The organism is Mesorhizobium sp. C372A, from assembly GCF_030323245.1.
GTDB lineage: Bacteria > Pseudomonadota > Alphaproteobacteria > Rhizobiales > Rhizobiaceae > Mesorhizobium.
The window spans coordinates 5,870,931-5,883,763 of sequence record NZ_CP100475.1 but is presented as its reverse complement, the minus strand read 5'-3'; the positions used below and the strand labels follow the sequence as shown (position 1 = coordinate 5,883,763).

The following is a 12,833-nucleotide window of genomic DNA, read 5'->3' as shown; positions in this document are numbered from 1 at the left end:
GTACCATAAACGCATGCAGGTTCTGTCGGTCACGCCCGAGATATTCCCGCTGATCAAGACCGGCGGACTTGCCGACGTGACCGGCGCATTGCCGATCGCGCTGGCCGCCAAGGGCGTGACCATGCGCACGCTCATCCCCGGCTTTCCCCAGGTGATGGACGCCTTCAAGAAAAAGAAGGCTGTCTACCAATACCCGCTGCTGCAGGGCGGCAAGGCTTCGGTCCATGCCGTCAAGATCGCCGGGCTCGACCTGTTCGTGCTCTACGCGCCGCATCTCTACGACCGTCCCGGCGGCCCTTACGGCAATGCGGCCGGCGCCGATTGGCCCGACAATTGGCGGCGTTTTGCCGCGCTGAGCCAGGTCGGTGGCGATATCGCCGGCGGCGCCATTTCCGGCTACCAGCCGGATCTCGTCCACGCCCATGACTGGCAGTCGGCGATGACGCTGGCCTATATGCGCTACGGCAAGGCGGTCGGCGTGCCGTCGCTGATCACGGTTCACAACCTTGCCTTCCAGGGTCAGTTCGGCGCCGGCATTTTTGGCGAGCTCGGGTTGCCGGCCGCGGCGATGGCGCTCGACGGCGTCGAATACTATGGCGGCGTCGGCTTCCTCAAGGCCGGCCTGCAGGCGGCCTGGGCGATCACCACGGTGAGCCCCACCTATGCCCAGGAAATCCGCTCGCCGGAATTCGGCATGGGCCTCGACGGCCTGATCAACATGCGCTCTTCCGACCTCTACGGCATCGTCAACGGCATCGACACCGACATCTGGAACCCGGAGACCGACAAGCATCTGGTGTCGGCCTACTCCGCCGCGACGCTTAAGGCTCGGCTTCCCAACCGGGCGGTTGTCGAGGACCGCTTCAGCCTCGAGCGCGACGACAGTCCGATCGTCTGCGTCGTCAGCCGGCTGACCTGGCAGAAGGGCATGGACATACTGGCGGCTGTGGTCGACGGCGTCGTCGCCACCGGCGCGCGGCTGGCGATCCTCGGCTCAGGCGACGCCGGCCTGGAAGGCGCGCTGCTGGCTGCCACCGCCCGCCATCGCGGCCGTGTCGGCGTCGTCGTCGGCTATGACGAGGGGCTTTCCCACACCATGCAGGGCGGCTGCGACGCCATCGTCATCCCGTCGCGCTTCGAGCCTTGCGGGCTGACCCAGCTTTACGGCCTACGCTATGGCTGCGTGCCGGTCGTCGCCCGCACCGGCGGCCTTGCCGACACCATCATCGACGCCAATGAAGCAGCGATCTCGGCCGGTGTCGCCACCGGCTTCCAGTTCGCGCCCAATAGTGGCGGCGCCATGCTGCACGCCATCCGCCGGCTGGTCGATGCGCATTCGAGCCCGGCCGTCTGGGAACAGATCCAGCGCCAGGGCATGAAGGCCGATGTCTCCTGGGACAAGAGCGCCGACAAATACGTTGAACTCTACCGCCTGCTGCTTTCGAAAAGGGTTGCCTGAAGCATGATCCGGACCGTCGCCACCAAACCCTATCTCGACCAGAAACCCGGCACGTCCGGCCTGCGCAAGAAGGTGCCTGTCTTTCAGCAGGAGCACTATGCCGAGAACTTCATCCAGTCGATCTTCGACGCGCTGGAGGGCTTTGAGGGCAAGACGCTGGTGATCGGCGGCGACGGCCGCTTCTACAACCGCGAGGTCATCCAGAACGCCATCGCCATGGCGGCGGCCAACGGCTTCGGCAAGGTGATGGTCGGGCAGGGCGGCATATTGTCGACGCCGGCGGCGTCGCATGTCATCCGCAAATACAAGACCTTCGGCGGCATCATCCTGTCGGCCAGTCACAATCCGGGCGGCCCGCACGAGGATTTCGGCATCAAGTACAATGCCGGCAATGGCGGCCCGGCGCCGGAAAAGCTGACCGACGCGATCTTCGAAAAGACCAAGACGATTTCGAGCTTCAAGACCGCCGACATCGACCAGATCGACATCGACAAGATCGGCACGGTGACCGCCGGCGGCATGGCGGTCGAGATTATCGACCCGGTCACCGACTATGCCGAATTGATGGAGAGCCTGTTCGACTTCGACGCCATCCGCGCCAATTTCAAATACGGCTTCCGCATGCGCTTCGACGCCATGCATGCGGTCACCGGGCCGTATGCCAAGGAAATCCTCGAGCGCCGGCTCGGCGCGGAGAATGGCACCTGCCGCAACTACAAGCCGCTGCCGGATTTTGGCGGCCATCACCCGGATCCGAACCTGGTCCACGCCAAGCATCTCTATGACGAGATGATGGGACCGGATGCGCCCGATTTCGGCGCCGCTTCCGACGGCGACGGCGACCGCAACTTGATCATCGGCAAGGGCATTTTCGTCACCCCGTCGGATTCGGTGGCCATGCTTGCCGCCAATGCGCAGTTGGCGCCGGGCTACAAGGACGGCCTCAAAGGCATCGCCCGCTCGATGCCGACCAGCGGCGCGGCAGACCGCGTCGCCGAAAAGCTCGGCATCGGCATCTACGAAACGCCGACCGGTTGGAAGTTCTTCGGCAATCTGCTCGATGCCGGCATGGCAACGATCTGCGGCGAGGAAAGCGCCGGCACCGGCTCGAACCATGTCCGTGAAAAGGACGGGCTGTGGGCGGTGCTGTTGTGGCTGAACATCCTGGCCGTGCGCGGCGAAAGCTGCAAGGACGTCGTCACCGAACATTGGGCGACCTACGGCCGCAATTACTATTCACGTCATGACTATGAGGAGGTCGAAACCGAGCGCGCCAACGCCCTGGTCGACGAGTTGCGCGCCAAGCTGACCTCGCTGCCCGGCACCAGCGTGCGCGGCCTGAAGATCGCCAATGCCGACGACTTCGCCTATCACGATCCGGTCGACGGTTCGGTGAGCAAGAACCAAGGCATCCGCATCCTGTTCGAAGGCGGCTCGCGTGTCGTGTTTCGTTTGTCCGGCACCGGCACGTCGGGTGCTACGCTGCGCGTCTACATCGAGCGCTACGAGCCGGACAGAGCGCGGCATGATCTCGACACGCAAGAGGCGCTCGCTGACCTGATCGCGGCTGCCGATGATATCGCCGGGATCAAGAGCCACACCGGGCGCAACAAGCCGAGCGTGATTACTTGAGGGTGGTGACGTCTTTACCCTCCCCCTTGTGGGGAGGGTCGATCCGCGCAGCGGATCGGGTTGGGGGTGCTCGTAAAGCGCTTTCCCCGCGCCGACCCCCACCCCGCTCACTTCGTTCGCGACCCTCCCCACAAGGGGGAGAGTGGAGGATGCGCCGATGACCCAGCTCGGCGCAACCGTCACTCCCGAAGGCATCCGCTTCGCCGCCTGGTCGTCATCCGCGCGGCGCCTGTGGGTGTCGATCTTCGACGACACCGGCGCCCGTGAAATCGACCGGCTCGAACTTCAGCCGGAAGGCGAGAGCGTCCATGCGCTGTTCGTCGCCGGCCTTGCCGCGGGTACGCGCTACGGCTTTCGCGCCGACGGCGAATATGCGCCGGAGCGCGGGCTGTGGTTCGATCCCGACAAGCTGCTCACTGATCCCTACGCCGTCGAGATAGACCGGCCCTACCAGCATCATTGGCGGCTTGCCGCCCGGCGCAACGAAGGCGCCGACACCGCGCCACTGATGCCGAAGACCATCGCGCGGGCTCAACCGAAGCCGCTGCCGGCCAAGCCGCCTTTGTTCCAGCCAGGCGGCCTGATCTACGAACTGAACGTCCGCTCCTTCACCAGGCTGCATCCGGACGTGCCCGAAGCGCAGCGCGGCACCATTGCAGCCCTTGCCCATCCGGCTATCGTCGAACATCTCAAGAAGATCGGCGTCTCCGCCGTTGAGCTGATGCCCGTGACGGCATGGGTCGATGAGCGCCATTTGCCGCCGCTGGGCCTCAGCAATGCCTGGGGCTACAACCCAGTCACCTTCATGGCGCTCGACCCGCGCCTGGCGCCCGGCGGCCTCGCCGAGTTGCGCGATACTGTGGGGGTGCTGCGCAGGGTTGGCATTGGCACCATCCTCGATCTCGTCTTCAATCATACCGGCGAAAGTGACCGGCTCGGGCCGACGCTGTCGCTGCGCGGCCTCGACAATCAAGCCTACTACCGCAGCGAGCCGGACGGCAGGTTGGCCAACGATACCGGCACCGGCAATACCATCGCCTGCGACCATCCGGTCGTTCGTGACATGGTACTCGACACGCTGCGCCATTTCGTCCGCCAAGCCGGCGTCGACGGTTTCCGCTTCGACCTGGCGCCGGTCCTCGGTCGCGTCGATGGCGCATTCGATCCGGCAGCCCCGTTGCTCGAAACCATCGCAACCGATCCCATCCTTGCCGACAGGGTGCTGATCGCCGAGCCCTGGGACATCGGCCCGAATGGCTATCAGCTCGGCAATTTCCGGCCGCCTTACCTCGAATGGAACGACCGCTACCGCGACGACGTCAGGCGCTTCTGGCGCGGCGATGCCGGCACGGTCGGTGCGCTGGCGACAAGGCTCGCCGGCTCCTCCGATGTGTTCGGCAGGGAGGGCCAATCCGCCAGCCGCACGGTCAACTTCATCGCCGCGCACGATGGCATGACGCTGGCCGATATCGTCGCTTATGAAGCCAAGCACAACCAAGCCAATGGCGAGAAGAACCGCGACGGCCACAATGAGAACCTGTCCTGGAACAACGGCGTCGAGGGCGAAACCTCGGACAAGGCGATTGCCGAGGCCCGTTCCCATGATCGCTTCGCGCTGCTCGCCACTCTGTTTGCCTCGCGCGGCACCATCATGCTGACGGCGGGCGATGAATTCGGCCGCACGCAAGGGGGCAACAACAACGCCTATGCGCAGGACAACGCCATCACCTGGCTCGACTGGGCCAGGCGCGACGTCGGGCTGGAAGCCCATGTGTCCGCGCTCGCAGCTCTGCGCGGCGCGGTGCCGGCGCTTTCCGATACGCGCTTCCTGACCGGAGAGCCGCCGGCCGGTTCTGAAACGCCCGACGTCGCCTGGCTGACCGAGACCGGCGCGCCGCTCGGCGAAGCCGACTGGAACGATGGCTCGCGCCATCGCCTCGTCATGCTGCTCGGCGATGGCGGGGAAGGCCGCCTGGCTGTGATCGTCAATGGCGATCGCCGCCAATGCGTCTTCACGCTGCCCGCGCGGCAAGGGTTTGAATGGCAGCCGGCTGTTGAAGCGCAAGCGGTCGACCTCGCGTGGCCGCTGCCCGGCCGCAGTGTCAGTTTCATGATCGAGCGCCGGACCGCAAAGGCCCGCGCCAGGAAGGGTCCGTGATGGCCGACGACAATGCCCAGCCGGGACCCGAACAGAGCGCCGACTGGTGGCGCGGCTGCGTCATCTACCAGATCTATCCTCGCTCCTTCCAGGACTCCACCGGCGACGGCAGCGGCGACCTCTCAGGCATCACCTCACGGCTGGCGCACGTCGCCTCGCTCGGCGTCGACGCCGTCTGGCTGTCGCCCTTCTTCAAATCGCCAATGGCCGATATGGGCTACGACGTCTCCGACTATCAGGCGGTCGATCCGATGTTCGGCACGCTCGGCGACTTTGACGCGCTGGTTGCCGAGGCGCACAGGCTCGGCCTGAAGGTGATCATCGATCAGGTGTTGTCGCACTCCTCCGACAAGCACGAATGGTTTGTAGAGAGCCGTGCCAGCAAGGATAATCCCAAGGCTGACTGGTATGTCTGGGCCGACACCAGGCCGGACGGCAACGCGCCCAACAACTGGCTGTCGGTCTTCGGCGGCCCGGCCTGGGAGTGGGACGCGACCCGCCGGCAATACTACATGCACAATTTCCTCGCCTCGCAGCCGGACCTCAACTTCCACAATCCTGAGGTTCAAGACGCGTTGTTGCAGACGGTGCGGTTCTGGCTCGAGCGCGGCGTCGACGGCTTCCGCCTGGATACGGTCAACTACTATGTCCACGACCGCTGGCTGCGCAGCAATCCGCCGCTGGCGTCGAGCGTCGCCGGCACCAATGGCGAAACCAACACCTATCTCTTCCAGGAGCATCTGTTCGACAAGACGCAACCGGAAAACCTCGGTTTCCTCAGGCGCTTCCGCGCTTTGCTCGACGAATATGACGGCCGCGCCAGTGTCGGCGAGGTCGGCGACGAAGGCCGTTCGCTGCAGACGCTGGCCGCCTACACATCCGGCGGCGACAAGCTCAACATGTGCTACACCTTCGACCTGCTCGGTCAGCAATTCTCAGCCGCCCATGTGCGCGGCTGCGTCGAGGCCTTCGAGGCAGCTGTCGCCGACGGCTGGGTCTGCTGGGCATTCTCCAACCACGATGTCGTGCGCCATGTCAGCCGCTGGACGCGGCCGGGCGGCGATCCAGATGCGGTGGCGACATTCGCTATCGCTTTGCTCTCCTGCCTGCGGGGCTCGATCTGTCTCTACCAAGGCGAAGAGCTTGGGCTGGAGGAGGCGGAACTGACCTTCGAGGATCTGCGCGATCCCGTCGGCATCCGTTTCTGGCCGGGGGTAAAGGGCAGGGACGGCTGCCGCACACCGATGGTCTGGGAAGCGGGCGCCGACAATGCCGGTTTTTCCTCGGGAAAACCCTGGCTGCCGGTGCCGGAAAGCCACCGCGCTCGGGCGGTCGATATCCAGAACGCCGACGACAAGTCCGTGCTCGCCGGCTACCGGACGATGCTCGCCTTGCGCAAGGCGCATCTGGCGCTGGTCAAGGGCCCGATCCGCTTTCTCGATACCGACGGCGATGTCCTTGCCTTCATCCGGCAGGGCGAGGACGAGATATTGCTCTGCGTCTTCAATTTCGCCGACAAGCCGGCCGACTGGCGGCTGCCGCCGGATCTCCAGCCTGTCGAGGCGATCGCTCTGGGTGGCGGTGCCGTCCTGCAGGAGGAGGGGCTGTTGCTGCCGGCCCTGGGCTGGTTTGTCGGCAAGGTTGGCTGATCTTTCAGGGACGCCGTCCGGCTTCAAAAGATCGAGTCCGCATGCAACCGTGCCGAGTGATCCGCGCAACGTCACCGGCGCCACGTTTTTCATTTTCGGGCTTCTTAGGTACTTTCGTTGAGCTTCGCCACGAACTGCATTCCTGGAATGTTTCCAGATGGTTGCGCTAATGACAACTGCTGAGGGCAAAATGCAAAATTGCAGGACAACCGCAAGCTGCACCCAATTGAACCTGGTAATATAGATTAGCTATGGCTGGTTTAGGGTGAGGATGCTCACTTAGCGTCAAGCAAGACTCGGTTGAAATAATATTTCCGTCTGTCTAGTCTCCTGCCACCAGCTGCCGGAACGGGAACCGGCGGCGCGCTCGAAGGGGCCAGAAATCGGTTCCGGGGCGTCAACACTCGTAAGGCGCAGCCGATGGGCAGCGCCACAGGGAGAGACTTCATGCTGAAAAATATGCTGAAGGCGACGCTTGTCGCCGCGACCATGACCTTTGCCGCAGGCACGTTCCTGACGCCGGCCCTTGCCGAGACCGTCTATAACAGAGGCAGCGCCGCCGAAGCGGAGACGGTCGATCCGCACAAGACCTCGACCGTCTACGAAGCCGATATCATACGCGACCTGTTCCAGGGACTGGTCATGCACGATCAGAAGACGAACCTCATCCCGGGCGCCGCCGAAAGCTGGACGGTATCGGATGACGGCACCGTCTACACCTTCAAGCTGCGCAAGGACGGCTTATGGTCGGATGGCAGCCCGGTGACGGCTGACGATTTCGTCTATTCCTTCCGTAGGCTGGAGGATCCGGCGACCGCCGCCGAATACGCTTCCATGCTCTATCCCGTGAAGAACGCCGAGGAAGTCAACACCAAGAAAGGCAAGCCCGAGGACATGGGCGTCAAGGCGATCGACGCCAACACCCTGGAAGTGACGCTGAAGGCGCCGACGCCATACTTCCTGGAGATGCTGACCCACCAGGCTACCTACCCGGTCAACAAGGCCTCGATCGACAAGCTCGGCGCCGACTGGATCAAGGCGGGCAATCTCGTTTCGAACGGCGCCTATACATTGGCCGAGTGGATTCCCAACGACCACATGAAGCTGGTCAAGAATCCGAAATTCTGGGATGCCGCGACCGTCAAGATGGACGTCGTCAACTACATCCCGACCGAAGACCGCTCTTCGGCGATGAAGCGCTTCGAGGCAGGCGAACTCGACAGCTACGGCGACCTGCCGACCGAACAGCTCGCTGACCTCAAGACCAAGTTCGGCGATCAGGTCCGCGTCGGACCGTATCTCGGCACCTATTATTACGCGATCAAGACCGACAAGGCGCCCTGGGACAATGTCGAGCTGCGCAACGCCATCTCGATGGCGATCGACCGCGACTTCCTGGCCGAAAAGGTCTGGCAGAATTCCATGCTGCCTGGCTATTCGATGGTGCCTCCGGGCATCGCCGGCTACACGCCGGCAATGGCCAAATACGCCGACATGCCGCAGATCGACCGCGAGGACGCCGCCAAGAAGATCCTTGAGAAACTCGGCTATACGCCCGAGCATCCGCTGAAGATGGAGATCCGCTACAACACCTCGGAAAACCACAAGAACACCGCGGTTGCCATCCAGGAACAGTTGAAGCCGCTTGGCGTCGAGATCACGCTGCTCAACACCGATACCAAGACCCACTATTCCTTCCTCGAGCAGAAGGGCAACTACGACGTGGCGCGTGCCGCCTGGATCGCCGACTACAAGGATCCCGAGACCTTCCTCGGCATCACCCGCAAGGCCAGCGGCAACAACTATTCGAACTACGTTAGCCCGGCATATGAGGCGGCCATGGACAAGGCCGCGGCTGCCGGCGGCAAGCCGGAAGAGCGCATGAAGGACCTCACTGAGGCCGAGCGCATCCTTGTCGATGACGTCGGCAACATTCCGCTTCTCTACTACAGCTTCCACGATATCGTCTCCTCGAAGCTGCATGGCTTCGATGACAATGTGATGGACATCCATCCGTCCCGCTTCGTCTCCAAGGACTGATAATCATCCTTGACTGGACCGCCGCGCCCCATTTGGGCGCGGCGGACTGGTCGGTCATCGCACCGGTCCGAAAGTCGTGGTCGATTTTCGGCAAGCCCGGTGCGAAGATTTGGCGCCGGAGCGTGGCAATGCGTCCGCATGGACGTATGTCGCTCTGGCCGAAGCGGGGCGCCGATGCTGCGATACATCTTACGGCGGCTTCTGACCGCCATTCCGACGCTGTTCGTCATCGTGACCATGGCGTTCTTCCTGATACGCGTCGCACCGGGCGGCCCCTTCAATCAGGAGCGGGGCCTCAGTCCCGAGATCAGGGCCAATCTGGAAGCACAGTTCGGCCTCGACGATCCGCTCTGGCTGCAATATGCCCACTATCTCGGCAATCTTCTGCGCGGCAATTTCGGGCCGAGCTACAATTTGCCTGACTTCACCGTCACCGAACTGTTTGCCAAGGGGCTGCCGATATCGGTCCAGCTCGGCACCTCGGCGCTGATCCTGGCGCTGCTGCTTGGTTCGGTGCTCGGCACCATCGCCGCGCTCAACCAGAACAAGCTTGGCGACTATACGGTGATTGCGCTGGCGACCGCCGGCAGCACTATCCCCACCTTCGTCATCGCTCCTGTGATTCAGCTGGTGTTCGGATTGACCTGGAAGCTGTTGCCGATCGGCGGCTGGGGTGATGGCGCATTAATCAACAAGATCGGCCCGGTGCTGACGCTGGCCTTGCCGCAGATCGCCATCGTTGCCCGCCTGATGCGCGGGTCGATGATCGAGAGCTTGCGTTCGCATCATATCCGAACGGCGCGTGCGCTCGGCCTCTCCGACTGGTCGGTGGTGGTCAAGCACGCGCTGCGCGGCGCCATCCTGCCGATCGTTTCCTTCACCGGCCCCGCAGCCGCGGCGCTGCTCACCGGTTCGGTCATCGTCGAGACCATCTTCTCCATTCCCGGTGTCGGCCGCTATTTCGTCGATGCCGCGCTCAACCGCGACTACACGCTGGTGATGGGGACCGTGGTGGTGATCGCGCTCTTCACCATCGTCTTCAACCTGATCGTCGACGTCATGTACGCGGTCGTCGACCCGAGGGTACGCTATGACTGAGGGTGCGCTATGACTGACATCACAGCCGCCGCCGCTCCGCCGGCCGTCGTCGGCCGCTCGCTCTGGGGCGACGCATGGGCGCGCCTCAAAGCCAACCGCGCCGCCATGTTCAGCCTCTATTACCTGGCCTTCATTGGCGTCATCAGCATCTTCGGCCCCTGGTTCGTGCCGCATCAGTACACCACCATCTATGCCGACTATGTGCGCACGCCGCCAAGCTTTTCAGCCTATCCGAAGCCCGACATGATCGAGACGGCGCTCAAGGATGCCATCAAGCGCATGCGCGTCGACATCAAGGAGTGGAAACTGGACGGCAGTCGCGTCACCGTCACCGTCACCTCGACCAAACCGATCGACGACCGCAACATCCGCTATCTTGACCGCTCCGATGCCTTCGACGATACCAAGATAGAGAGCAAATCGGCCGACGGGCTCGAATTGACTATGACTGCGTCGGTCAAACAGCAGTACTTCCTGTTCGGCACCGACAACACCGGTCGCGATCTTCTCTCGCGAACGCTGATGGCAGGGCGCATCTCGCTGGCCATCGGCCTGCTTGCCGGCATTGTCGCGGTGGTCATCGGCGTCCTCTACGGGGCGGCGGCCGGCTTTTCCGGCGGCAAGATCGACGAGGTGATGATGCGCATCGTCGACGTGCTCTATTCTTTGCCCTTCATTTTCTTTGTCATCATGCTGGTGGTGTTCTTCGGCCGCAACTTCGTGCTGATGTTCCTGGCGGTGGGAGCGGTGCTGTGGCTCGACATGGCGCGCATCGTGCGCGGCCAGGCGCTGTCGATCCGGCGGCAGGAGTATGTCCAGGCGGCCGAAGCCATGGGCGTCGGCCAGCGCGGCATCCTGCTGCGCCATGTCATCCCCAATCTGCTCGGACCAGTGGTGATCTACATGACGCTGCTGGTGCCGCAGGTCATCATCCTGGAAAGCTTTCTGTCCTTCCTCGGCCTTGGCGTGCAGGAACCGATGACCAGCTGGGGCGTGCTCATCTCCGTCGGCGCCAAGAACATCGGCACCGCCAACTGGCTGCTTTTGTTCCCCGCCTTCTTCCTCGTGTCGACGCTGTTTGCGCTGAACTTCGTCGGCGACGGCCTGCGCGATGCGCTCGATCCGAGAGACCGATAATATGGGGACCAAATAAAATGGGGACCGTTGCGATGGAAACGCCCGAAACGATCCTCAGCGTCAAGGACCTTCGCGTCCGTTTCCGCACGCTCGACGGCGCGGTCGAAGCGGTCAAGGGCATCAACATCCATGTCAAGGCAGGTGAAACCGTTGCCGTGGTCGGCGAATCCGGATCCGGCAAGAGCCAGACCATGATGGCGGCGATGAGCCTGCTGGCGTCCAACGGCGAGGCGACGGGTCACGTCGATTATCGCGGCCGCAACCTTTTGACCATGAGCAAGCCCGACCTCAACAAGGTGCGCGGCGCCAAGATCAGCATGATCTTCCAGGAGCCGATGACCTCGCTCGATCCGCTCTATTCGATCGGCAACCAGCTTATCGAACCGATCCGCAAGCACCGCGGGCTGAACGCAGCCGAGGCACGGAACGAGGCGCTCAAGTTGCTCAGGCTGGTGCATATCCCCGATCCCGAGCGGCGGATGAAATCCTATCCGCACGAAATGTCGGGTGGCCAGCGCCAGCGCGTCATGATCGCCATGGCATTGGCCAACGACCCCGACATCCTGATCGCCGACGAGCCGACGACGGCGCTCGACGTCACCATCCAGGCGCAGATCCTGGTGCTGCTCGCCGAACTGCAGCGCAAGCTCGGCATGGCCATCGTCTTTATCACCCACGATCTCGGCATCGTCCGGCGCTTTGCCGACCGCGTCTATGTCATGCGCTATGGCGAGGTGGTCGAGGAAGGCGAGGCGGAAGCACTTTTCGCCAACCCGCAGCATGCCTATACCAAAATGCTGCTGGCCGCCGAACCGACCGGCACCAAGGCGGCGCCGCCGCCCAGCGCTCCTGTGCTGCTGGAGGGCCGCAATGTCGAAGTGACCTTCAAGATCGGCGGCGGCTTCCTTGCGGGCGAACGGCTGCTGCTACGCGCCGTCGATCACATTTCGATCCGGCTGAAGCGCAACCAGACCATCGGTATCGTCGGCGAGTCCGGTTCGGGAAAATCGACGCTCGGCCGCGCACTTCTGCGCCTGTTGCCCAGCGACGGTGTCATCCGCTTCGGCGACCGCGACATCTCCACTGCCGACCGCCAGGCGATGCGGCCGCTGCGTCGTGAGATGCAACTCGTCTTCCAGGATCCGTTCGGCTCGCTGTCGCCGCGCATGACCGTCGGCCAGATCATCACCGAAGGCCTTCTGGTGCATGAGCCGAACCTGTCAGGCAAGCAACGCGATCAGCGCGCCGTCGAGGCCTTGCTCGAGGTCGGCCTCGATCCCAACGCACGCAACCGCTACCCGCACGAATTCTCCGGCGGCCAGCGCCAGCGCATCGCCATCGCGCGTGCCGTGATCCTGAAGCCCAAACTGGTGGTGCTGGACGAGCCGACCTCGGCGCTCGACCGCTCGGTGCAGAAGCAGATCGTCGAATTGCTGCGCAAGCTGCAGGCCGACCACGAACTGTCCTACCTCTTCATCAGCCACGATCTCTCCGTGGTGCGCGCCATGGCCGACTACATCATCGTCATGAGGCAGGGCAAGATCGTCGAGGAAGGCCCGACGGAAGAGATCTTCAGCAACCCGCAGGCCGCCTACACCCAGACGCTGATGGCTGCGGCGATCGATGTCACGCGCTTCAGGCTGAGTGCTTAAGGCGTGAC

General features: G+C 63.4%; 7 protein-coding genes and 1 pseudogene. All 8 read left to right on the top strand.

What is annotated here, in order from left to right; all coding sequences use genetic code 11:
- Positions 1–13 precede the first annotated feature (13 nt).
- The 8 genes and pseudogenes from glgA (at position 14) to NLY42_RS28410 (ending at position 12,825) form a co-directional block, all read left to right on the top strand.
- Positions 14–1,459 (top strand): glycogen synthase GlgA, encoded by a 1,446-nt coding sequence (glgA, locus tag NLY42_RS28445; protein WP_023754828.1) that lies wholly within the window; start codon positions 14–16, stop codon positions 1,457–1,459.
- A gap of 3 nt (positions 1,460–1,462) precedes the next feature.
- Complete coding sequence (locus NLY42_RS28440) at positions 1,463–3,091, top strand: alpha-D-glucose phosphate-specific phosphoglucomutase (protein ID WP_023754827.1); 1,629 nt, start codon at positions 1,463–1,465, stop codon at positions 3,089–3,091.
- Between the two features lie 157 nt (positions 3,092–3,248).
- Positions 3,249–5,249, top strand: coding sequence for a glycogen debranching protein GlgX (glgX, locus tag NLY42_RS28435; protein WP_023754826.1), 2,001 nt, complete (start codon positions 3,249–3,251; stop codon positions 5,247–5,249).
- On the top strand, positions 5,249–6,898 hold the full coding sequence (gene bglA, locus NLY42_RS28430; protein WP_023754825.1) for a beta-galactosidase BglA: 1,650 nt from the start codon (positions 5,249–5,251) through the stop codon (positions 6,896–6,898). The genes glgX and bglA overlap by 1 nt, the downstream gene beginning before the upstream one ends.
- Before the next feature lie 420 nt (positions 6,899–7,318).
- Positions 7,319–8,686: pseudogene (locus NLY42_RS28425) on the top strand (peptide ABC transporter substrate-binding protein); the annotation flags it as partial.
- A 426-nt stretch (positions 8,687–9,112) separates the two neighbouring features.
- Positions 9,113–10,036, top strand: coding sequence for an ABC transporter permease subunit (locus tag NLY42_RS28420; RefSeq protein ID WP_023684574.1), 924 nt, complete (start codon positions 9,113–9,115; stop codon positions 10,034–10,036).
- Positions 10,037–10,045: 9 nt separating this feature from the next.
- Positions 10,046–11,173 (top strand): ABC transporter permease, encoded by a 1,128-nt coding sequence (locus NLY42_RS28415; RefSeq protein WP_023670736.1) that lies wholly within the window; start codon positions 10,046–10,048, stop codon positions 11,171–11,173.
- A gap of 32 nt (positions 11,174–11,205) precedes the next feature.
- Entirely contained in the window at positions 11,206–12,825 is a 1,620-nt protein-coding gene (locus NLY42_RS28410) for an ABC transporter ATP-binding protein (protein ID WP_023754824.1), read from the top strand.
- Positions 12,826–12,833: the final 8 nt, after the last annotated feature.